A 23,512-nucleotide genomic window follows, 5' to 3' on the forward strand; every position below is an offset into this window, starting at 1 on the left:
TTCCCTTCAGCGTCGGAAGACGCAGTCATCAAAGTTCAACAGAAGATTGGCGACTCCGGCCATGGCTGCCAGCTGGGCTGGATCCAGAGTTTCATTACGAGGTGCATCCCCGACGGCCAGGAATGCGACGGCCTGTTCAGGATGTGCAGAGAAGTCGCTCAGGTGTTGCTCGTAAAGAGTGTTGATCACATCCAGTTCTTCAGCGGAGGGACGACGACTCGTGGTCCAGCGGAACATGTCGACCAGCACGGCCTTCTGATCTCCGGGGTGATCGAGCATGACGCGTTGAGCCAGCATGCGGGCTGCTTCAACGAATTGAGGTCCGTTCAACAGCACCAGCGGCTGCAGAGGAGAGAGCGTCCGTTCCCGTCGAACCTGGCAGACGTCCCGTTTCGCCGCGTCCAGTGCCATCATCACAGGGGCTGGCCCGGTCCGGTTCCAGTACGTGTACAGGCTGCGACGATAGAGACCTTCACCGGTGTCGCGGGGTAACGGCTTGAACGCCACTTCCACTTCGTACGGCTTGACCGGGGGGCCGCCAATCTTGTCGACCAGCAGTCCGCTGACAGCGAGTGCATTGTCTCTGAGCATCTCAGCGGTGAAGCGTTCGCTCATCGCGCGGGATAACCACTTGTTTGCTGGGTCGATTGCTTCTTTCTCGTCGGTGACAGTCGCAGACTGCTGATAAGTTGAGGTCATCACCATCTGCTTGAGCAGTTTTTTCACGCTCCATCCCTGTTCCATGAAATCCCGTGACAACCAGTCGAACAGCTCGGGATGAGAGGGCCATTCTCCCTGATTTCCCAGGTCTTCCGTTGTTCGGACCAGTCCGGTTCCGAACAGCAACTGCCAGTAGCGGTTGACGGTGACGCGGGAGGTCAGCGGATGTTCCGGGCTTGCCATCCAGCGGGCCAGTCCTAAACGGTTACGAGGCAATTCTTCCGAGAACTCAGGAAAGATGGCGGGGGTGTCGCTGGAGACGGGCTCGGCCCGCAGCGCGTATTCCCCGCGAGTGAGGATGTAGGTCTGCCGGGCTTCCGACGTTTCCCGCATCGCCATGATTTCAGGAATGGTCTCGATATAGTCGGCGGACGCTTGTCTCGCCTGCTGCAATGCAGCGAGAGCAGCCTGATATTCGGGATCGACGTTCTCCAGGTAATACTTCCAGAGTGAATCCTGTTCGGGAGAGGCGCTGGCATCCGAGGCAAAGGCATCTTTGAGGGAATGGAAATCATGAAGTTCAGCGACTTCGACCGGCAGAAGTTTGCGATTGAAGACCCGGAATTCGTCCACTTGCCCCTGTTTGAATCCGTGATCCCGGAATCGTTCGCCGATGGTAATATTGTCTCCGCCGCCCCCGGTGATCTCTTTGGTGAGTTGATCCCGGACGATCTCCACCGGGATCGGTTTCCCGTCAATATAGATCGACACACCCGGGGCCTGACTCGATCCGTCATAGGTCACAGCGACATGATGCCAGGCGTCCACCGGGAACGGATCCGGACTCTTCACGCGAATCGAATTGCCCGGATCGAAATGGACGAGGGCGAAGGAGAGATGCCCGTCGAGGATCATCAGTTCGTAGCCGCGGCTCCCTGCGTCCATCCATCCGCGCGAACGATGAAAGACGACCGACCGTTCTTTGACGTCGGGTGTCTTCATCCACAAAGTGACTGAGAAAGGTTGTGAGCGTGTGAAGTTACCGACGTCGAGCGGAACGGCATCGTCGCCGGTCAGCTGGATCGCCTGACCGACCGGTCCGGGCACCGGCTGATTTGGAGCGTGTACGGTGTCGAAATTCAGATGAGCGAGTTCCCCGTTTACCTTTTCTGGAGCAGCCGGCTTCGAAGCTCTCCACGATCGGAAAGCTTCCACTCGGCTTGAGGGGAGCTCAACGAGTGCCTGTTCGAGTTGCCGACATTTTTCCTTGTGCTCGGCAAGAGTCTTTTCGGAGTTCTCATCAGTCAGCAGCAGCGTGGGAGTGGGGATGCTGCGGGTAAAGAAGGAGTAAAGGCCCGATTCATCGATGTTGTCGAAGAAGGAGGCCATCTCGAAGTATTCGCGCTGAGAAATGGGATCGTACTTATGATCGTGACACTTGCAGCACTCGACCGTTAAACCCAGAAACGCTGTCGAGAATGTCTGTAGACGATCGGAGACATAACCGGTGCGATACTCTTCCGGAATGCTTCCCCCTTCGGCTTCCTGGGGATGAAGTCGGCAGAACGTGGTGGCGAGAATCTGCTCCTGCGTGGCATCAGGCAGGAGATCCCCTGCCAGTTGCTGAGTCATGAATTCGTCAAAAGGGAGATCCCGGTTGAATGCCCGGATGACCCAGTCACGCCAGGGCCAGACGAATCGTTCATGATCGACCTGGAACCCGTAGGTGTCGCTGTAGCGGGCCACGTCCAGCCACTCCGAGGCCATCCGTTCCCCGAATCGCTCCGAGGAGAGCAGCCGGTCTACCACACGTTCAAAGGCATCCGGTGACTGATCCTCGACGAACGCGTCGATTTCCTGCAGCGTGGGGGGAAGGCCGGTCAGGTCGAACGTGACCCGTCGGATCAGTTGCTCGCGAGTGGCTGGTGGGTTTGGTTTGAGCCCTTGTTCCAGCATCTTCTGCAGAACGAATGCATCAATCTCGTTCTGCACCCAGCGATCATTGGGGACTTCCGGGACTTGAGACTTTTGAGGAGCGAGAAAAGCCCAGTGCGGTTGATAAACAGCACCTTGTTCAATCCACTTCCGGATCGTTGCGATCTGCTCGGCGGATAAAGAGAGATTGGAACTGGCGGGAGGCATCTTCTGGTCGGGATCATCCGTGGTCAGCCGTTTGTAGACCTCGCTATGAGACGGGTCACCCGGCCGGATCGCGACCAGAGCCGCATCGGATGACAATGCGGCATAGGCTCCTTCTGCAGTATCAAGTCGTAATTCGGCCTGCCGGTTTCCGTGGTCAGGGCCATGACAGATGAAGCACTTATCGGCCAGAATGGGCCGGACGTCCCGGTTGTAATCCAGGTCTTTGGCATAGAGCGGGGGAGCGAGTACGAATGCCAGCGTCGCCATCAGGATGTGAAGACGACCTTGCTTCGGGAGGGAGGATTCCAACAAGAGACACTGGCGGGCCATGAAAACGTGGTCCTTGCGGCAATTGGAAACTTGCTCGACGAGCCTCAATCCGGGAACGCTTCCGAAACTGTTTGAAAGTCAGCGGCAGGTGTGACTGAGGCGATGAATCTCTTCAGGCGGGAGCTTCGCTGCGAAAGAACACATTTCACATCGAAGCATTTCGATGATAATGATCGCTGCGAGAGAAGTCTACGATTTCGCCGGGAAAGATGAGGATCAGACGATCCCACGTGATAACAGCATTTGCTTCAGCTCGTCGACCAGACGTGACACATTCTTGAAGTCTTCCGACAGCGGAAGTTGAGACGCCTCATTTAACTCCTGCGATAAACTTCCTAAGAGGTGTTCATGAAACTGATTGATCAGCCACTCTGCCCGTTGCTTTACAAAGCCGGTGTGCAACTGGCGGAACTTTGCCTCCAGATAACCCGCTCCTCCTGAAGCTGCGTCGGTGATTACTTTGTCCCCGACGGCAGTCACCACCGTGCCCCCGACCGTCTCTCCCGCAAGGTGCAGCACACTCTGGAATGCTGTCTCCGCCACCAGCGGAGCAATGGCATCTCCGAGCGGACCGGCACCGGTGATGAATAACGCCACGCTCACCGCCGGACGAGCGGCAGCGGCCATTGAGTCGACGCGCCGGAACAGCTTGTAGGAGTCCGGACGTTCCTCGCGAAATGTTTTCAGCTGCCGATCGACCAGCCCCCGGATCTCAGCTTCGAAATCGACCGCATCATGTGCTGTGCGTAATTGAGAGATCAGACGCCCCCGGGCACCGCCATCCAGGAGAGATTCCAATCGCGACGCCAGAATCGGGTTGCCGAGGTCCCGCGCCCACTCCAGTCTCTGCAGACAGCGCTCGACAACGTCCAGAATCGCATCCCATTCCTGTTGGCGATAACGTTCCAGCGGGGTTTCTGTCGGGGACGCCGATCGATTCATCACCGCACGAACAGGGATCGAAATCACTTCTCCCAGCCGCTGATAAAAGCCGTGGACTCCGGCTGTCCATCCTTCACGTTGATCACGCCACCATCCGCGAACCTGTTCGATCAGGACAGAATTCGGCAACATCGGCCAGCGGGCCACTTCGACCAGTTGATCGCCCGATAACAGGTGAAACGCGTCCGCGAAGGCTCGCGATCGCTCCTGGATTTCATTCAGCCAGGAGGGAATCCCGAAGGAAGGATCGACCAGGTGTTTCAATGCTCCGGAGAGTGCCTGAGTTTTAATTTCGTCGAACTTCAGCTGTGAGAGTTCCTGAAGCAACTGACGTGGGCGAGTCAGTTCGTCCGAAGCCGTATTCTCTGCCGGCCAGCTCCGTTCATAAAACGGAAGCTGAAGAGATTCCGCCGCGCGCCGATCATAAGGGGCGAGATAAATCAAATGCGGGTGAGTGCCGGTCTCGTTACAGAAGGTTCTGATCCAGAGCGGCCAATAGGCTTCATCATCCGGAAGCAGGCACTGGTTGAAGACAATGATGACCAGCTTGCCTTCCTGAGTCGCTTTGCGAAAAAACTCCTTGACGGCGGCATCGTTATATTTCTGCTGTGTCAGCACTGCGATCAGCACATCAGCGCTTTGACGGAGATAATCTGCCCGTTCCCAGTTGACCTCTTCCACGCTGTCGATGTCCGGGGTATCGAGGATGATCAGGTTCTCGGGGGTTCGCGGACTGACTCGATAAAACAGCTGATGTTCCGGGTTGGCCTGCAGCGGTTGCGTGGCGTCCGTCGCGCGGACGACCTGGAAGCCGGCGAAGATCTGTTCGAGATCAGCGTGCTCGTGCAGTGTCTCCGAAAGCAGTGCGGTGGGATGCTTGGTTCCGGAGGCCAGCGGGGTCATCGAACTGACATGTTCCCCCGCAAGATGGTTAAAGACCACGCTCTTTCCGATGTTCGTCCCCCCGACGACTGCAACAATCAGGTAAGGATGCGATCCCAGCTGGGGTTGAAGTTTTCTGCAGAGCAGTTCGAACCATTCACGTTTGCGTAATGGAGTCAGCTGCAGGGAAGCGGCAGCCACTTCCAGGCGAACCAGATCCTGGGAAAGCCTGGAGATCAAGGGTGCCCAAAGATCGACGGAGACCTGCATACGATTCAGTCCAAATTGCTGTCTGCCCGCGTCGAGCTTCTCTCGGGGGCGAATTTCCAACCGGTTGCTACTTTTCAGATAGTGTAGCGTGGATTCAGCTGCGGGGGCACAACCGGAATCGAGGCGAACTGAATGAGGGTCAGGGTTTTTCAGGGTTCGCCCATTGCGAACGGACTAAATGATTTGGGGTGCTTCGTTAGTTTTCGAAGTGTACCGCATCACGATGCAGCCTCTGTTTTCCTGAACGACCGATCAGCATCGATGGACTGAATGAGACGCACATCAGGCCAGGTATCCTTTAGCGTCCGGGGCTCATGGAGTTCTCGGCAGCGACTGATTGCGATGAAGTTACGATCCGCTCATCAGGTAATCTGGGTGCTACTTATCGATTCCTGATACAGTGGATTTGATACAAAGTTTCCACAGATAAAGCTGTGCAATATCTCCCATTATTAGAAATCTGCATGCTATTCGGGCAATTAACACTTGCAGTAGCGAAAAATGTCCGTAACTTTCATCGTCTGTGAACAATCTTTTGACAGGGTCATCAGAAGATCGCGTCTTGTCAATCAGGGTTCCTCTGTCGAACATTGGCACCAGCGGTCAGGAAAAGTGACCACTGAGGTGCCAAGTGCGCATTTCTGCGTTCCTGAGAAGTGGGTTTTTCCCGAGGAATCGGCGAGATGTCGTCTCGAGACGCAAAGGTTTTACGCGGGCTTCTTCCAGCTGTCGCGTTGTCGAAATGGCTGATGAAACAAAAGACTTCATCAGTCCCACGAGTTGCCTGCATTCGATTCGAATGAGGCGTGTCAAAATCAAGGAAATGAAGAATCATGGCAAAAAAGAAGTCGGCCCGGGGTGAATTTAACATGTCCCAGGAAATCCGTGCGCTGCTGCAGGAGAATCCTGGTCTCTCGAGTCGCGAAGTTTTCGAGCAACTCCAGGCTCGTTTTCCCGAGCAGACAGTGAACAGAAATTCCTGCAACGTTGCCTTCTCTCACGCGCGTCGTCGTCTGGGAATTGGCGGACGAAGCAAGAAGGCCGTTAAGATCCGTCGGCCGAGCGCACGCGCTGCTGCTCCAGCAGCGAGCGGTGACTCCGTCAACATCGGTCTGCTGAAGGCAGCTCGCAAGTTTCTGTCGGAAGCCGGCAGCAGCGCTGCTGCAATCAGTGCCATTCAGCAGGTCGAAGCTCTGCAGTTGAGCTAAGCCCCTGTCAGGCTGAGCTGCGGTGGCGAAGGCCTTGGTCTGATTTCAACAGAGGACGCATTTCAGTCAGGCCCGCCTCAGCACCATGACATATGGTCTGACGGTTCTGAGGCCAGCCGAGCGTTGTCAATAAAAACAGGCCGGACGATCGAATCGTCCGGCCTGTTTTCTTTTTGAAAATGTCGATCAGACTTCGAGGATCAGTCGGACCGGAGTTTCAATGGTTTCCTTGATGCGACGAAGGAAGGAGACTGCTTCCCGTCCATCAATGACCCGGTGATCGTAGGTCAGCGCGAGGTACATCATCGGGCGGATCACGACTTCACCATTGACAGCAACCGGGCGATCGAAAATTCCGTGCATTCCCAGCACGCCGCTCTGCGGAGGATTCACAATGGGGGTCGAGAGCAGTGATCCATAGACCCCGCCGTTGGTGATCGTGAAGGTTCCCCCTTCCAGATCCTCCAGGCCGAGTTTGTTCTCTTTGGCTCGCTGAGCGAACTCGGCAATTGCCAGTTCGACTTCGGCAAAGCTCATGCGTTCCGCGTTTCGCAGAACCGGCACGACCAGTCCTTTTCCTCCGCCAATCGCGACGCCGATATCGTAATAGTTACGGAACACCAGATCGGTCCCGTCGATCTGAGCTCCCACCTGGGGATACTGGTTTAGAGCTTCGATCACAGCCTTCACGAAGAATGACATGAAACCCAGCTTGATGCCGTACTTCTTCTGGAAGGATTCCTGGTGCGACTCCCGAAGTGCCTTCACCCCGGACATGTCGACTTCATTGAACGTCGTGAGCAGGGCCGCATTCTGCTGGGCTTCGACCAGTCGACGGGCGATTGTCTGCCGGATGGGGGACATCGGGACCCGTTTTTCCTGCCGTCCGCCGCTCAGCTGTTGCGGAGCTTTATTCCCGGCAGCGGGGACCGTTTTCACTTCCTTGACGTCTTCTTTGAGAATCCGTCCGCCGGGACCGCTTCCCTTGAGTGTCGCAGGGACAATCTGATTCTGGGCAGCGACCCGGGCTGCTGCAGGCATCACATGACCGGAGGCATCTGAAGAGGAGTTCTCTTCCTTCTTGCCAGAAGCCGGAGCTTCCGACTTCGCGGAGGCCGGAGCGTCGCTGGACGAGTCGCCTTTGGCGCCGGGCTTGGGACCGGGTTCGAATTTCGCGAGAATGTCACCGATCGCGGCGGTCTGGCCAGCCTGCTTGGCGACGGAGGTCAGCACACCGGCTGCCGGGGCAGGCACGTCGAATGTGGCCTTGTCTGTTTCCAGTCCGACCAGGTTCGTGTCGGCTTCGACCCAGGTCCCTTCCTTGACGTACCACTCACCGACAAAAACTTCGCTGATCGACTCACCGACGGATGGAACTGTGATATCCAATGGCATCTCTGCTGACCTTCAGACTTTGACTTTTGACCGATGCAATCCCTGGGAAGTTTCGTGCCGGGGGGGCAAGACTCCGCTGAAGTGCGAAGTCGAGCATCACAGCCCGGTTGGCTCCTTGGCTTTGAATGACGACTCAGGGTCTCAGAATTCTGTTTCGACTGCAATTGTCATCATAGTTTGCCTGATCCGATTTCGTCATTTGCATCCTCGGAGAATTCCCATTTCCCGCAGTTGACGATGACCGGACAGACCATCTGGAGCTTCCGCTGCGACCGATTTCCGGTCATAATTCCGGATGATCCTTCTCACCTGCCAGGAAATACCAAATGTTGAATCGACGCTTTGCCTGGGGAATTGGAATCTGTTTGACCACAATTCTGGGGGTATCCACATTCGTGAATGCTCAGGAATGGTCGAATTGGCGGGGTCCGCACTTGAACGGAACCGCGAACCCAGGCTCCTATCCGCTGGAGTGGGGGCTCGAGAAAAACCTCCGTTGGCAGGCAGATCTCCCGGGAAAATCAGGCTCGTCGCCGATTGTATGGAATGACAAGCTGCTGGTCACACTCCCCATTGACGACATGAACGGCGTGATCTGCCTGAATCAGGCCGGGGACGAGCTCTGGAGAAAAGCGCTGGGATCAGCCAGCCCCGCAAAACATAAAAAAGGAAGCGGTGCCAATCCTTCTCCTGTTACAGACGGTAAAACCATTATCGTCTACTACAAGAGCGGCGATTTCGCGGGACTGGACTGGGACGGCAAAATTCTCTGGCATGAGAACCTGCAGACGAATTACGGGGAAGACACCCTGTGGTGGGACCTGGGGACATCGCCGGTGCTCACTTCCAAATATGTCGTTGTTGCCTGCATGCAGACCGGTCCCAGCTATCTGGCTGCCTTCGATAAACTGACCGGCAAAGAAGTCTGGAAGGTCGATCGCAATCTCGACGCCCCGGAGGAAGCTGCACAAAGCTATTCGACCCCCGTCGTCACGACATTTGCCGGTCAGGAGCAAATCGTCGTGGTCGGTGCCGACCATGTCACCTGTCACGATGCGGAGACCGGTACGGAGCTGTGGCGGGTAGGGGGATTGAATCCGGATGGTGATAAATACTTCCGCTCGATCGCCTCTCCGGTCATTGAAGAGGATATCGTGATTGCTCCCTATGCCCGTGGAAAGAGCCTGACTGCGATCAAGCTCGGCGGTAGCGGGGATGTTGCCGGGTCGCATGTGTTGTGGACCAAAGAACTCGGCGCGGACGTCCCCACTCCTGCGGCCCGAGACGGCAAGGTGTATGTCTGCGGTGACAAGGGAAGCGTCGCCTGCCTGGATGTGAAGACCGGTGACGAAATCTGGTCCCGGCAGCTGGACAAGAATCGCAACGCCTACAGCTCTTCACCCATCCTGGCTGGCGATCTGCTCTACCTCGTCCGGGAGGATGCGACGACATTCGTTGTCGACAGCCAGACAGGCGATGTGAAAGCTGAGAATGCACTCGGAGATGATGAGTTCTGCATTTCGACGCCGGTGCTCATCAATAACGAGATCTTCCTGCGGACCTTCGACAGGCTCTTCTGTATCGAATCCGCGAAGCAGGCCGTTTCTACCACGTCGGTCAATCAATAGTCGTTGCGATCTGAGATGATTCTTCCCAGCGACTCAGACTCCATTTTCTGTCAGTCGCCAGTGGGATGTTCACATGCAGCGTCGACTGCAGTGTGAATACTTGGAGACGGGTGTCGAAATCCCTTCAAAGTGCGGCATTCACACGCTGCCTGCCGGTTTTGTGCATGGACTTTCCGGAGAAAGATAGGCGCGCTGGAACGACGGGATATACTGCGCAAACACACGCGACATGCCGCTCCGGCGGTCGATCTTAACTATTCATCTCTGGAACACATCATGGCTGAGTTACCGAAATACACGCAGATCAATCCGGCAAAAATGGGATTGTCGCTTCTGGATGAATTCAAGGCGTTCGCGTTCAAAGGGAACGTCGTCGATCTGGCAGTCGGTGTGATCATTGGTGCTGCCTTCGGGAAAATCGTCACTTCGCTGGTGACCCACATCATCATGCCGCTGATCAGCGTGATGACGCCCGGCGATCAGAGTTATACGACCTGGCATTGGACGCTGAATGGAAAAGAAATCCCTTACGGTCTGTTCCTGGGGGAGATTGTCAACTTCCTGATCGTCGCCTTTGCCCTGTTTATCTTCATCGTCAAGTTTCTAGGCTGGCTGATGAAGTCGAGGAAGAAAGAGGAAGTCGTGAAGCCGTTAACGACCGATCAGGTCCTGCTGACGGAGATTCGAGACCTGCTCGCGAGTCGAACCGATCGATAGAGTTCTGGCAGTATCTGAATTCCGCGTGCCACGGCTCTGTGAGCCGTGTGGATATGTCGAGAACGCCTGAGTCTTTTGAAGATCGCCGTATCACGTTCGGAACTGCTCGCAGAGCAGTGGCACGAACGTAGAATCGCTGTTTTTACGGCGTTTCGTATGGCAGCATTTTCAGGAACTCGACCAGGTCATTGATCTGGTCTGCGTTCAATTGGCTAGTGCTTCCATGCTGGTCGCGGGGATTGAACTTCGTCAACAGTTCCACCAGCGTTTCCGCCTTGCCATGATGAAGGTAAGGAGCCGAACGATAAATCCCCAGCAGAGTCGGAGTGTCGAACGAGGGCCCGATCTTTTCCGTCAGGTCATCGTTTCCAGTACCGACATCATGCAGCTGGCGGTCGGTGTAATAAGCGCCGGAGTGGCATTTCGCACACCCCACTTCGTTAGAGAAAAAGAGCTCCTTGCCACGTCGGGCGGATTCCGTCAGGCCCTTTTTGGCGTGGGGGCTCAAGCTGAATCGATGTGAGTTCGTATACGCAGCCAGCGCGTCCAGTTCTTTCGATCGGCCAGCGTTCGGCTCGCCTAATGAATCATGAACTTCCCCTCGAATCAGCCCCCGTCCCTGCATCAGAGGAGACCGGATGGTATGTTCGAAGTCCTGGACTTCATCCCGGTCGGCGGACCAGTGAATCGGATGCGTCTCCCGCAGTCCGAAGAGCGGTTGTGTACTTCGCAATCCCTCGGGCTGCTGCCAGGTTCTTCCGTCCGCATCTCCGTCCGGATGACAGCTTGAGCAGGAAATCCATCGCTGTGATGTCATTGGAGGGTGGGCTGTGTAGAACAGCTTCTTCCCGAGAAGTTCCTCCTCCGTTCCCGGCCAGCTCGTCACTTCGACCTGTCCAACCGGTTTCCGGAATTGTGTCGAAAAGGCATCAATGGTGAAATCGAGTGCGTTGTAGACATAAAACGTTTTTCCATCCGGCGAGACTTTGATGGCTCTCGGATTCCATCCCGTTCGCAGCAGGCCGGAGTATTCAACTTCAACATAGTCGTCATCGATCACGCTGCAGATGAACAGATCGTTCGTCCCGCTGAAGATGATGAAGAGTTCTTTTCCATCGGGAGAGACAGCGACCTCCCAGGGGTTGGCGACTACATACGTCCCGCGGAATGAATCCATCTGAACTCGCTTGCGGCGTTTCTCTCCGCTCGACTGGGTGTCGACAATTCCCAGATAAGGAAAGATCGACCCGGCTCCGTGAGCAACGTTGGTCAACGACCGCTGCATCGGGAGATAGGCTTTGTCGCGACGAGGATGGACTGTGATCTGCCGTGCCAGATTGTCCTGCGCTGACCCCACCCATTCCTCGGTGACTCCCAGTGACTCTGCGTCCAGCTTCTTGACGACCCCCGTCAGATATTCAGTGATCAGTAACGAACCTGAGGGGAGAAGAGCGATGCCCCGTGGAAACTTGCCCACGATCGCCGACGCCTGAACTTTCCGCTCGGCTGTGTCGATCCGAATCACCTCTCCGGGATACTCCAGCGTGACCCAGATTTTCGATCCATCCGCACTGGAGACCACCCCATACGGCTCGTCCGCAACATCGACGTTCCCCAGCACCTCACCTCGGTCTCCGTCGATGAAACAGACGCGGTCCTCACCGTAGACCGCCACAGCCAGCTGATGGGAATCGCCGAGAAACGAGACCCCTTCCGGGTGGCTTCCGACGGCGATCTCCGATTTCTTCCTGAGAGAAGGGAGTTCGACGAGCGTCACTGTTCCGCTGTCGCGATTGGAGCAGGCGAGCAGTGTTCCATCGCTCGACAGGTCCATCAGGCTGTTGGATGTTCCCGCCTGAAGTGTCGAAACCCCGGAGAGAGCCATGCAGAAGAGCCACAGACCTGTTCCGTACCGCAGATTCATCATTCCGTTCCTTGAAAAGAAGAAACCAGCTTAACAGGTGGAGCGGTTGTAGCGTCAATGCCGGCGGATTGCGTTGAGAGCTGAGAGCTGTCTTCCGGGGAGAATCTCGGGGGGGGCGGGTGGGCACGCCCTGGGGATCGGCGGTGAAGTGGTGTTGTTTTTTTGCAACGTTTCGTTGTGACCGCTGCTGTTTCGTAGCTCTTTGACGCAAATCTTTCGACCCGGGGGATGCGGATCGACCTCTCACTCAGCTGCAGCGTAGAGTCTGCTCAGACGCACGAAAATATCCTGAGACAACCGTCATTCCGTCCATCCGTCGGGACTTACGCTGGGTGGAAAGACGTATCAGTCTTCAGAGGGCTCCACACTCCCCCAAGTCACGGGCTTTTCTATGTCCTGGAAACTGAAAGCACATACGCTCGGCATTCTCAGCCGGATGCCAGCGGGACGTTCGCTGTATCACTTTCTGCAGAAATGTGCCGGCACAAATCGGCTGAACGTTCGCCGGGATCTGAACCGCGCCTTTGAATTGGTCGATCTGGTCCATCAGGCCGGGGATACGATCGAGGGAGCGACCTGTCTGGAAGTGGGAACCGGCTGGCGTCCGTTTGTTCCCTTTGTCCTGGCACTGGGGGGAGCGAAGCGGGTGATCACGGTCGACGTCAATCCGTGGCTGACCCCCGCCTACGCGAGTGAAACATGGAAGTCGCTGGAGCTGTTTCTTCCGGAAATTGCTGCCAACTGCCGGTTGCCCGAACATGAAGTCTGGGACCGCTTCCGCAAAGTCCCCCGTAACGCAAAAACGCTCAAAGCGATCTTCGATCCGCTGAACATTGAATACATCTATCCCGGCGACGCCCGTGCGACCGGCTTGCCGGACAACAGCGTCGACATCGTCCTCAGCTCCAACGTTCTGGAACACATTCCCAGAGACATTCAGCTGGACATTCACCGTGAATCACTCCGCATCCTGCGAGCAGGGGGACTGACGGTGCATCGGTTCAATCCACAGGATCATTACGCCACGGTCGATTCACAGATCACCCATGCCAACTTCCTGCAGTTTTCATCGGAGGAATGGCATTGGCTGGGGGGAAGCGGCCTCGCCTATCACAATCGGCTCCGCTCCCGCGATTATCGCGAACTGTTTGACGAGGCCGGTTTGAACATTGAAATCTGTCGCGAACGGGTCGACCCACGTTCGCTGGAAGCGATTCAGAAGGGAACGCTGGCTGTTCATCCGGAGTTTCAGCGATATACCGCCGAAGAACTTGCTGCCGACTACATGTGGACGGTCTGTCGCAAGCCGGTGCAGGTTTCTGTCGAGCGTCAGTCACCCAGCGCTGCGAAACTCGTTTCCGAAACCGTTTGAATCACACATCAGGCCGAATTCCGCAGAGCATCTAAATGACAGGACTTGAGCTGACATTCTGGGGATCGCTCGCGCTGATCGCGTATGCCTACCTTGGCTATCCTCTTCTGCTCGGGATTCTGGCGAGGCTGCAGCCGCGCTCGGTGTCGAAGCTCACTCGCCCGGGTTCCTCAACGGGCGACCTTCCTTTCGTCTCGTTGATCATCGCAGCCTACAAAGAAGAGAGCATTATCCTCGATCGCATTAACAACGCGCTGCTGATGGATTATCCCGCAGACCGTTTCGAGGTGCTGATCGGTTGCGACGGCAACGAAGACAATACGGGTGAACTCGTCTGGTCGGTTCAGGATTCGCGAATCAAACTGATGCAGTTTGAGAAGCGACGCGGCAAGCCCAGCGTGCTCAATGATTGTGTTCAGGCTGCTCGTGGAGAACTGATTGCGTTCTCTGATGCCAATACGTTCTGGAACCGCGATGCGCTCCGGAAGATGGTGCAGCATTTTACTGACCCGCACGTTGGCGGCGTCTGCGGACAACTCCTGCTGGTCGACCCGTCCACCGGTGGAAACGTCGACGGCCTCTACTGGAAGTACGAGAACTTTCTGAAGCGCTGCGAAGGCAAGCTTGGAGCGTTACTCGGATTCAATGGTGCGATCTACGCGATTCGTAAGTGCTTGTGGACTCCCATCCCAGCGAACACGATCGTGGATGATTTTGTGATCGGGATGCGGATCCATCTGCAGCGGCAGAAAGTGAAGTTCGAAGAGACGGCGATCGCCCACGAGGAAAGTGCCCCGTCCATTTCAGCAGAGTTTCACCGAAGAGCCCGCATTGGCGCGGGGGGCTTTCAAAGTCTCTGCTGGCTGGCTCCGCTGCTGAATCCGCTCTATGGCAGCGTCGCATTCGCGTTCTGGTCACACAAAGTGATCCGCTGGGTCTGCCCATTGCTGATGGCGATCGCGTTGGCGACCAACCTGGCCCTCATTCAGAAACCCCTGTACGCCGGGCTGTTCGTAGCACAAGTCCTTTTCTACGGACTGGCTTATGCAGGAAGGTTCCTTCCCAACCGGGGGGCTGCAGGAAAGGTCGTCAAGCTGACATCCATGTTTGTCGGGATGAATGCTGCCTTGGCGGTCGGATTCTATCGCTGGGCAGCCAAGAGCCAGTCTGGTGCGTGGAAACGGACTGCTCGCACGCAGGAGTTGAAGCAATCACCCGTGGCCGTCTCGGCGAGCAATAAACACGGATAAGAGCGACTCGGCGGCACGGTCATCATGCTGAACGCCCCACTTTCGTGAGATTCGCTCTATGGCGATCTGGATTCCGGACGCGTGAGAATCGTCGGTCCGAATGCAGGAATATGGGCACGGCTGCGTTCGGACTGGGCTTCCATTTTCATTTCGGCCAGCAGATTCCGGATGCGATGCAGTCCCATCAGGGCCAATGCGTGGCGCAGCGATCGAATCTGACGGGGGGCACCGAAGCTCGCGGAATTTGCCGTCTTGATCATCGCCATCGCGATCGCCGGGCGTGACTGCATCACCGTGGCGATCAGTTCAAAACTGACGTCATCATCGCTGGCGATGTCGATCACGATATTCACGTCTTCCAGAGACGGCTGAAAAGGGAAGTGCGGCGCTGAAAGGTCATGCGACACATCTTTACGGATTTCCATCTCCTCAACTCCTCGATTCCATTCGGCTGGGCAGCTTCATCACCCATCACGCCATGTTCGGTTACAGGAAGTCCAGAATCGAAATCCGGTTCATGACAGTCAGCGTCTGGAGCGTGAATTGCAACAGGTTCTGCTGCTCCTGCAGCTGGGTGATGGCTGTGGCATAATCGGTCGCCTGCGTGTCCGTCAGCAGCGTCTCGGCATTCAACTTGAGCGTGTCGATCCTGCTTTCGAGCGTCTCCAGATGCTCAAGGTCGACCGACTGGTCACCGATCACGCTGAGCAAATGATCCCCGGCAGCATCAAGATTCTGCAGGCTCCGGTTGAAAGCAGCATCCAGGTCATCGTTCGAAAGGCCCTGAACATTCTGAATGGTCTCTTTGAGGTGACGAACCGCCTGAAAGACATCTGCTGTCACCGCGGGTGAGACGTTCACTGTCCCCGTCGATCGCAGGTTCACCGTGTTGAAATACTGCACCACAGACTGATTCGGATCCGTGAGCACCTGACTGGACGAGAAGTCGACGGGGACCTCTGTCGTACCGCCGTCGATGGAAAGTGTGCCGGTTGCGGTCAGATCAACGGTTCCCTGAAACCCGGCTGAGATGGACCGCGTATCCAGATAAACCTTTTCTCCCTGCGGCCCCGTCACCAGCAGGTCCGTATCCGAAATTGTGAAACTGATTTCTGGTCCGCCGTTCAGCGAAATCGTCCCGGCAGTCCCGTTGCCAGACGTATCTTTGATCGTCAGCCTGTGCGTTCCCGCAGGTCCCAGGATGGTGTCCCCCGAGACCGAACTTGTCCCGGCTTGAACCCCGGACGTCCCGCTGTAAGTTGTGAGGGTGTGACGAATCGACAACGTGGTGGAACTCGCCCCGCTCGATGTTCCACTGCCGGAGGCAATTCCGGTCGTTCCGGAGATCACCAGCGTGCCCCCGGTGGCTGGCTGAAAAACTTCGCTGCCGGTGTAGTAAGTCTTGATGTCGGAGTGACCCGGCAGCGAAATGCTGGCAGCGGCGCTGCTCCCTTCGTAGGCCGGGATCCCATCAACAATTCCCGTGAAAGGTTGTCCGCCGTTCTGGGTTCCGCCGAAGAGGTATTTCCCTCCCGACTGGGAATTCGCAATGTCGTCCAGTTGCTCAAGGATCGAGTCCAGCTGCCTGACGAAGACGTCCCGTTCACTGGGTTCTGTCGATTGCCGTGCCTGCAGGGCAATGTCCTTCGCCTTGACGATCAACTGGTGAGCGTCCTTCACCTGAGTCTGCGAGTCCGACAGGACACTGCGTGCGGTATTGACTGACCCCAGCTGAGTTGCAAACTGTCGCAACAAGGCAGCCTGATTGAGCACAACCTTCTGGCCGGAAGGATCGTCCGACGGTTTATTGATTCGAAGTCCGGAGGAAATCTGCTCCTGCAGCCGTGCTCCGCGCGCGTAGTGAGTCTGCGACCGGCTCTGGCCGAGTTCGTACTGTCGGTGTGGAGTAACGCGAAATGACATAGCTGAAACTTCGAATGAAACTGCCATCAGGCAGCAACGGTTCTCATCGGATGACTCGCCGGCCCCTTCTGACCGGGAGTTCACGAATTGAACCGCTCCGGCAAAAGCTGCCTGTCCCGGACGTCAATAAATGATTCAACCCCTTCAGCTTCTCCCTCACTTGAGGATCCCCAGCAGTTCATCCAGTGCATCGTTGATCGTGGAAATGAACCGGGCGTTTGCCTGGAATGCTCTTTGAAACTGCAACATCGCCAGCAGTTCTTCATTCGGATCGACCCCCGAGACGGAATCCTGCTGATTGCGAATCTGGTCGTACTGCGACTGCAGCTGACTCAGCCGGGACTCAAAGGAATTCACCGCGAGTCCGGAATTGCTGGTGATACTCGCCAGCCGTTGTTCGATTGTTTCGCTGCCTGCGGAGAGAATTGCGGCCTCTCTCAACTTCGTGATCCGCTGCAGCTGCGTGGCGTCGGCAGAATTGCCGGATCGACTGGCTGCGAGCAGACCGGGGTTTCGGGCAATGCTGTCGTTGACGGTGATGGTCTGGAGATTGTCTGTCTGAAACAGACCCCCCACTCCCATGGCAGTGAGAAACCCGGCCGAATCTGAATCTGCGATTGCCTGCAATTGAAAGTGGTCACCCGCATTCAACGTCCCGGCATTCAGACGAATGGACACCCCACCCGCCACCGGAATCGGCTGATTGGCGACATACCCGCTTCCGACATCCAGAACCGCAACCAGGCTTCCCGTGGTCGCATCGGTGACCCGCAGCTTGAGGGCGCTGGTGGAACCAATCTGCCCCGTCGACTCCGCAGTCACCGTCCAGTTGGCGTTGGTGGTTCCCTCGTAGAGACCGGATACCACAGGGACGGCCGATCCAGTGATCGAAGACGTATCAATCGAGGTGTCGGGGCGACCAGCGAAGTCGATGGCATAACCGGTGGCTGCATTGATTCTCAGTTGTCCGGTCGCCGAAAGACTGGAGTTCACATTCGGCAGGCCATTGATTCTGTCCACGACATCCTGCAGGCTGTCCCGCACGGGATCGATCGTGATCTCGTGAGTCCTGCGTTCCCCGGTGGCGGAGTTTGTCACCGAGACAAAGAGACTCCCTGCACTGACCGGAAACAGCGTCTTCGCATTCGCCAGCGGAACCGTCGACTGCAAGACGGAAGCCGTCCCGTTGACGAACGTCGCAGGTCCGCTCAGCCCCAGCCCGGTCGCCTGCGCGGAGTTGATCCCGCTGACGAGCGCACTCGTCCATTCACGAATCGAGTCCCGCACCTCGGGAATGATTTCATCATGGGCAGCGAGTTGCCCGGCGAGTTTCCCCGCGACAGGCTTTACCGGACCGCGATCTCCCGCTTGAATCTGCAGCGTCCCGTCACTCGAGCGAACGACGGAGAGTTGCTGCGGCACGTCACCGACCACCAGCCATCCGCCAGCAGCGATCAGAACATGGTCGGGACTGGCCAGACTTCCGGGAGTGATGTCCACGAGCTGACCGAGCTGCTGAACCAGCAGGTCACGCTGATCCAATATGGTATTGGGCTGCGTCCCTCGGGCCTGTGCGAGCTTGATCTGCTGGTTGAGCGAAGCAATCTGGGACGTGATCGAGTTGATCTGGCCAACCGTCTCTTCAATCCCCCGGATGCTTTGTTGCTGCACGTAGTCCAGGCCGGTGTGCAACGAGGTCACTTGCTGTGAAACGCTCTGCGCCGCGGCGATCACCTGCTGTCTGAGCGTGCCGTCGGCAGGATTGGTGGCCAGCTGTTCAATGCTGTCGAAGAATCGCGAGACCGAATCGGTTAACGAGCCCTCATTGGGAGTGAGCAGGGCTTCAACGGATCGCAAAGCTTCCAGCCGAGCCTGAGCATCGGAGCTTTGTGAGAGATTGAGTGTAAGAGCGTTGTCCGCAGCTGAGTTGATGAGTCGCTGAATGCTGGCAACGGTGACCCCCGTCCCGAACTGCATGTTGTTCTGAACGATCGGATTGGCCTGTGCCAGATTGACCTGCTGCCGGTGATAACCTTCGGTGTTCGCATTCGCGATATTGTTGGAGATCGTCTGCAGCGCCGCCTGATTGGCCCGTACCGCCGAGTTTCCGATGTTATAAACGAGCATGTCAGGACCTCATATCGATACTGCAGATTCGAGTCACTGCCACGCGTTGTCCATTCGCTCCATAACGATCGGACGTGTTCGAAGAGTCCAGCAGCTCTCCCAGTACAAAGCCGACGATTCCCGACCACCCTCGAAAGGATTCCTCAATCGTCTTCCATGTTGCCTGCGATTCGATCGCCAGCTGCGAAAGGTGTTCGCGCCGCTGCTTCAGTTCCGCTTCGGCAGCTGGACTGTTCAACGTCAGACGGGAGAGCCGGACGGATCCGGGCTCGCATTGCATCCACTGCGAAATCGCCTGACGAATCCCCTGTCGATTCTGGTGCAACTGCAGGCTGTCCTGCAGCAGACCGGAGAGTTCTGCCTGATTCTCAACGCGGCTCAACGACTGATAACCGCCGTCGTTGAAGTTCCGGGCGAGCCCCTGCAATCGGTGCAACACACCTTCTTCATCTTGAAGATGCTTCAGAAGAATTTCGTACAGACGTGGAGGAAGTGCGTTCGCGGACATGGCGATCTGCTGGCTTAAGGAGGAACCCTTGTCGACTCAGATTCCGTGTGAACCGGACTGCTTCTGAATGGCAGCTGCGATCTGTGCGGACATTCCCAGTCCACCCTGCTCGGCAATGTGCTGCCCCATGTACATGTCGAAAATCCCCCCGTAGGTATCCGACCCATCGCCTGGGAACATCCCTTCTTCGCCGGCAGCCGACTGCCGCATTTCCTTCACCAGCATCGAAATAAAAATCCCTTCAAACTGCTGGGCAAGGTCTTCCGGCTTTCGGCCATGCAGGTCCGACAGATGGTCCGTATTCAAAGACGGATTGATGTGGGCTGTCGGGAGTGTGGCAGGTCCGATGGCGTTCATGACTGTTCGACTTTCGAGATGCATTCAAACTTCAGAATTGAACTACCGACCACTGCTAACTGAATCATTACTTGAATTCGAGGTCCGCATGCAGGGCTCCGGATTCCTTGAGCTGCTGCAGAATCGAACTGAGATCGCGAGGTGAGACCCCCAGGGCATTGAGCGCCTGAGCCAACTCACCCACGGTCGTATTGCTGTCCACTTCGGTGAGCCGTTTGTCACCTTCTTCGTTCACGCTCACATTGGTCCTCGGGACGACGACGGTTTCGCCGTCGCTGAAGGCATTCGGCTGCGAAACCTGCGGAGCCTCTGTCGTGGTGACCGCCAGATTCGCATGAGTGATGAGCACCTTGGAAACGCGGACATTCTCTCCGATGATGATCGTGCCGGTCCGTTCGTTGATCACCACTCGCGCAATGTTGTCCGGGACGACATGCAGGTTTCCGATGAGTCCTGCAAACTCCGCCGGATTCGCCCGATATTGCGGGGGCACCATAATGTTCACAGCGGCAGCGTCCAGACAGGTTGCCATGCCCGGCTCTTCCGCGTTGATCGCGTTGGCGATGCGGCGGGCGGTCTCAAAGTCCTGTGATTTCAGCAGCAGACGGAACGTGCCGTCCACTCCCAGCGGAGTACAGGTTTCCTCTTCCACAGTCGCTCCCTCAGGGATGCGTCCGGTAGTCGGGAAGTTCTTCTGCACTGTCGCGGCTTCGCCACCAAAGCTGAAACCTCCAGTCGACACCGGCCCGGAAGCGACCGCATAAACCTGTCCGTCCGCACCGAAGAGCGGAGTCATGATCAGCTGGCCCCCTTCAAGACTCGTGGCATCATCGAAGGTCGACACCATCACGTCGAGCCGCGATCCACGTCGGGCGAACGCCGGCAGGTTCGCAGTGACCGTCACCACGGAGAGGTTATTGGTCTTCTGAGTCGTATCTGTCTGCAGCTGCATACGGATGGTCGGTTCCACGCGCATCCCGAACCGCTGCATGAAATTGATGGCGTACTGTCGCGTGACAGGACTCTTGCTGCCGGTCCCGCTGAGTCCCGTGACGAGCCCCATCCCGACGATCTGGTTGATGCGGACCCCTTCCACATCGGTGATGTCCTTGATCCGCACTTCCGCGGAAATGCAGCGCTGATCCAGGATCAGACAGGCCACCAACACCAGGCAGGTGTTTCGCAGAACGGATTGCCAGAGAGTGTTGTTCACGGCACACATGAATCGTTAAAAGGAGTATTCAGTCTCGAATGCTGGATGATCAGAGCTGTAGGCATCCTGTTTCAGTAGGGCCAGACGACGTTGACAGCCCGACCGAGCCACCCCTGTCTGGTGAATTTCTGTGACGTTCCGCCCCCTTGATAGGTCCACTGGGCCTGGGCGATGTACTGGGAGTTGATCGTGTTGTCGGCGTTGATGTCGAGCCCGCGAATCACCCCGGTCAAAGCCAGGACTTTCTCTTCCCCCGCCACTCGGATCCGACGTTCACCCGAGATCACCATGTTGCCGTTGGGAAGAACATCCATCACGGTGGCGGTGAGCCGGTCGGTGAACGCCTGATTGGCGCTGTAAGCTGCTTCTCCATCAAACTTGCGTGCGGATGTGCTGTTCAATGACATTGACGCTTCAGCCCCCTGCGTGCCGAATCCGCCATCACTGGCCCCTTTGAGATCGAATGTCCCTGCAGCGGACGTCGACTTGCTCATGGAGCGGTCTTCCTTGTTGTCGACGCTGGTTGACTGGGTGATGATGACCGTGACGTTGTCGCCGATGTTCCGCGCCTTTGAGTCATAGAAGAGGAAGCCTCGCTCGGGCGTGCGGCGCTGCCAGATGTTCTCTCCGAACGTAACGGACTGCGATCCGAGCAAGACCGCCAGGCAACTGCAGGCAATTTTGTTTGTGGTCTTCATACGGGGCTCGCGGAAATGACAGCATGAACAGGAACTGGGAACTCAAACAATTCGAATCACGGAAGGATCACGTGGACTTCCCCGCGTGCGACAACGACTCCAGTCACCACCTGATTCGACTGTACGTTGCGAACGCGGATCAACTGGCCTTTGCGACCCGCCTGCAACGCTTCCGCCACGGGGATCGTCACGAGCAGGTTTTTCTTCTTCGCAATCAACCGGACCGCGTCGCGAGGCTGAACCAGTACAGGCGATTCTTCTTCGGCCGGCTGTCCCAGATGACGGAGCGTGATCACTTCTTCCGGGCGAAACGGCATGATCACTTTTCGCCCGATCACCTGACTGGCTGTCAGGCGATCGATCGGACCATCGACGAAGCGGGACTCTTCACGAATATGATCCGCCGTGACGATATTGGCTCGATCCAGCGACGAGGTCGCAACGACCACCTGCTGTCGCCGGGAAACTTCAAAGGCGACGGGACGGGCCACGACCACCCGGCTCTGATCCAGGACACGCACGGTCAATTGAACTCGGCCCAGCGGAAGCTGCGGAGTCGGCATCAATTCCAGTCGCGGATGCTTCAACGACTCCAGCCCGGGGATTCCCGAGGAAATGAACGGAGAGACCAGCTTGACCCGCAGGTCCTCTGGCGGAATGGAAAACTGTCGCGTCAGGGCCTCGAAGACAGCCTGCTCGACCCCCAGATCATTCAAGGCAAACTCGGGCGGTGCGAGAATGGTGATCTTTTCTGGTCCTTTCACCAGCACCCGCCCAGCATCGTGACCCGCGAGAAGAATCCGGATCTCCACGAATGAGCGATCAATGGTGAGATCCCGATCCGCCTGAAACGTTGCGAGATCCAGCTCGGCCAGCGCCTTGCGTCGGACTGGATCCTGATCGGTGATCGTGGCGACATCACCGAGTTTGACCTGCGAGTCGGTGAACGTCACCACCTCTTTCAACTGCACCGTGGCGACCGTCGGTAGCGACTCCTGGGCCACGACCGAAAGGCCGAAACCGGCTGCGATGAAGCAGATGGCGGCGAGTCCGGAAATTCGCTGGCTGGGTTTCACGAGTCGTCCTGATCTCATGGGAAATTGAATGTCGTTTCTTCCCCGTTGAGATGCCGCTGGCGTTGCTCAACGAGGCCCGGAATTCACTAACGCACGATGTCTGCAGAGGTGGAGAGCATTTCGTCTCCCGCACGGATGGCGCGAGAGTTGATCTCGTAGGCCCGCTGGGCGGCAATGAGCGAAATCAGTTCCGTGACCACTTCAACGTTTGAGCCTTCCAGGGCTCCCTGTCGAATTGACCCGACTCCATTGACTCCCGGATTCGAAAGTGTCGCGGTCCCTGAAGCAGGAGTTGCCGCATACAGGTTTCCTCCTTCGCTGGAGAGGCCTGCAGGGTTGGAAAAACGGGCGAGCTGCAGTTGTCCGAGATTCACAATGGAATCGGGGGATCCCGAAAGTGACCCCGAGATGGTCCCGTCGGTCCCGATCGTGAGGCTCGACAGGTCGACCCCATTCTGGATCGTGATCGGGGGATTGAGCAGATAGCCGTCGGTGTTGACGAGCTGTCCGTTGGAGTCCATGCGGAACGCCCCGTTCCGGGTGTAACGTGTCTGCTGGTTCGGTAGCAGCACGGAAAAGAATCCATCCCCTTCGACAGAGATATCGAGCGGATTGTTGGTCTGCTCGACGGTCCCGGGTGTGAATACTTTGGTTGTCCCGACCGGACGAACTCCGCTTCCGACCTGCAGCCCGACCGGAACCTGCTGGGAAGCAGAGACGTTTGCTCCCGGTTGTTTGAGAGTGGAGTACAGCAGGTCAGCGAAATCGACATGGCTGCGTTTGAAGCCGGAGGTATTCACGTTGGCCAGGTTGTTGGCCGTGTTGTCGATCAGCAGTTCCTGCGCTTTCATCCCGGTCGCGCTGGTGTAAAGGGCTCTCAACATGGCAAG

General features: G+C 56.9%; 18 protein-coding genes. 5 read left to right on the forward strand and 13 right to left on the reverse strand.

Annotated elements, in window-relative coordinates:
• Nucleotides 1-6 precede the first annotated feature (6 nt).
• Both SH661x_RS02625 and SH661x_RS02630 read right to left on the reverse strand, forming a co-directional pair.
• Nucleotides 7-3,132: a DUF1553 domain-containing protein gene (locus SH661x_RS02625; RefSeq protein WP_437227730.1), complete on the reverse strand. Its 3,126-nt coding sequence runs from the start codon at nucleotides 3,130-3,132 to the stop codon at nucleotides 7-9.
• A gap of 216 nt (nucleotides 3,133-3,348) precedes the next feature.
• On the reverse strand, nucleotides 3,349-5,226 hold the full coding sequence (locus tag SH661x_RS02630) for a GTPase (RefSeq protein ID WP_437227732.1): 1,878 nt from the start codon (nucleotides 5,224-5,226) through the stop codon (nucleotides 3,349-3,351).
• Between the two features lie 833 nt (nucleotides 5,227-6,059).
• Between SH661x_RS02630 and SH661x_RS02635 the strand changes: the two genes are divergently transcribed.
• The gene (locus tag SH661x_RS02635; RefSeq protein ID WP_437227734.1) at nucleotides 6,060-6,434 is read left to right on the forward strand and encodes a hypothetical protein; all 375 of its coding nucleotides are present in this window, start codon (nucleotides 6,060-6,062) and stop codon (nucleotides 6,432-6,434) included.
• Between the two features lie 186 nt (nucleotides 6,435-6,620).
• On the opposite strand, the gene odhB is transcribed toward SH661x_RS02635, so the two are convergent.
• Nucleotides 6,621-7,829, reverse strand: a complete 1,209-nt coding sequence (odhB, locus tag SH661x_RS02640; protein WP_437227736.1) for a 2-oxoglutarate dehydrogenase complex dihydrolipoyllysine-residue succinyltransferase — start codon at nucleotides 7,827-7,829, stop codon at nucleotides 6,621-6,623.
• Between the two features lie 326 nt (nucleotides 7,830-8,155).
• Here odhB and SH661x_RS02645 point away from each other — a divergent pair, with 326 nt between their 5' ends.
• Nucleotides 8,156-9,457, forward strand: a complete 1,302-nt coding sequence (locus SH661x_RS02645; protein ID WP_437227738.1) for an outer membrane protein assembly factor BamB family protein — start codon at nucleotides 8,156-8,158, stop codon at nucleotides 9,455-9,457.
• Between the two features lie 276 nt (nucleotides 9,458-9,733).
• Nucleotides 9,734-10,174 carry a large conductance mechanosensitive channel protein MscL gene (gene mscL, locus SH661x_RS02650; protein ID WP_437227740.1) on the forward strand — a complete coding sequence of 147 codons (441 nt, stop codon included), beginning with the start codon at nucleotides 9,734-9,736 and terminating at the stop codon, nucleotides 10,172-10,174.
• Nucleotides 10,175-10,316: 142 nt separating this feature from the next.
• On the opposite strand, the gene SH661x_RS02655 is transcribed toward mscL, so the two are convergent.
• Nucleotides 10,317-12,101: a hypothetical protein gene (locus SH661x_RS02655; protein WP_437227742.1), complete on the reverse strand. Its 1,785-nt coding sequence runs from the start codon at nucleotides 12,099-12,101 to the stop codon at nucleotides 10,317-10,319.
• A 388-nt stretch (nucleotides 12,102-12,489) separates the two neighbouring features.
• Here SH661x_RS02655 and SH661x_RS02660 point away from each other — a divergent pair, with 388 nt between their 5' ends.
• Nucleotides 12,490-13,470, forward strand: coding sequence for a methyltransferase domain-containing protein (locus tag SH661x_RS02660; protein ID WP_437227744.1), 981 nt, complete (start codon nucleotides 12,490-12,492; stop codon nucleotides 13,468-13,470).
• Between the two features lie 35 nt (nucleotides 13,471-13,505).
• A complete protein-coding gene (locus SH661x_RS02665) occupies nucleotides 13,506-14,720 on the forward strand; it encodes a glycosyltransferase family 2 protein (protein WP_437227746.1) in 1,215 nt (404 codons plus the stop codon).
• A 56-nt stretch (nucleotides 14,721-14,776) separates the two neighbouring features.
• On the opposite strand, the gene SH661x_RS02670 is transcribed toward SH661x_RS02665, so the two are convergent.
• The 9 genes from SH661x_RS02670 to flgG form a co-directional block, all read right to left on the reverse strand.
• Nucleotides 14,777-15,145 (reverse strand): HDOD domain-containing protein, encoded by a 369-nt coding sequence (locus tag SH661x_RS02670; RefSeq protein WP_437227748.1) that lies wholly within the window; start codon nucleotides 15,143-15,145, stop codon nucleotides 14,777-14,779.
• A gap of 61 nt (nucleotides 15,146-15,206) precedes the next feature.
• A complete protein-coding gene (flgL, locus tag SH661x_RS02675; protein ID WP_437227750.1) occupies nucleotides 15,207-16,643 on the reverse strand; it encodes a flagellar hook-associated protein FlgL in 1,437 nt (478 codons plus the stop codon).
• 156 nt (nucleotides 16,644-16,799) lie between these two features.
• Nucleotides 16,800-18,770: a flagellar hook-associated protein FlgK gene (gene flgK, locus SH661x_RS02680; RefSeq protein WP_437227752.1), complete on the reverse strand. Its 1,971-nt coding sequence runs from the start codon at nucleotides 18,768-18,770 to the stop codon at nucleotides 16,800-16,802.
• Between the two features lies 1 nt (nucleotide 18,771).
• Nucleotides 18,772-19,278: a hypothetical protein gene (locus SH661x_RS02685; RefSeq protein ID WP_437227754.1), complete on the reverse strand. Its 507-nt coding sequence runs from the start codon at nucleotides 19,276-19,278 to the stop codon at nucleotides 18,772-18,774.
• A gap of 36 nt (nucleotides 19,279-19,314) precedes the next feature.
• The gene (locus SH661x_RS02690) at nucleotides 19,315-19,659 is read right to left on the reverse strand and encodes a rod-binding protein (protein ID WP_437227756.1); all 345 of its coding nucleotides are present in this window, start codon (nucleotides 19,657-19,659) and stop codon (nucleotides 19,315-19,317) included.
• A gap of 43 nt (nucleotides 19,660-19,702) precedes the next feature.
• Nucleotides 19,703-20,848, reverse strand: coding sequence for a flagellar basal body P-ring protein FlgI (locus SH661x_RS02695; protein WP_437227758.1), 1,146 nt, complete (start codon nucleotides 20,846-20,848; stop codon nucleotides 19,703-19,705).
• A 71-nt stretch (nucleotides 20,849-20,919) separates the two neighbouring features.
• Nucleotides 20,920-21,546, reverse strand: coding sequence for a flagellar basal body L-ring protein FlgH (locus SH661x_RS02700; protein WP_437227760.1), 627 nt, complete (start codon nucleotides 21,544-21,546; stop codon nucleotides 20,920-20,922).
• Nucleotides 21,547-21,602: 56 nt separating this feature from the next.
• Complete coding sequence (gene flgA / locus SH661x_RS02705; protein ID WP_437227762.1) at nucleotides 21,603-22,640, reverse strand: flagellar basal body P-ring formation chaperone FlgA; 1,038 nt, start codon at nucleotides 22,638-22,640, stop codon at nucleotides 21,603-21,605.
• A gap of 68 nt (nucleotides 22,641-22,708) precedes the next feature.
• Nucleotides 22,709-23,506 (reverse strand): flagellar basal-body rod protein FlgG, encoded by a 798-nt coding sequence (gene flgG, locus SH661x_RS02710; RefSeq protein ID WP_437227764.1) that lies wholly within the window; start codon nucleotides 23,504-23,506, stop codon nucleotides 22,709-22,711.
• Nucleotides 23,507-23,512: the final 6 nt, after the last annotated feature.

Origin of the sequence: Planctomicrobium stercoris, from assembly GCF_051465655.1 — a bacterium.
Lineage (GTDB): Bacteria > Planctomycetota > Planctomycetia > Planctomycetales > Planctomycetaceae > Planctomicrobium.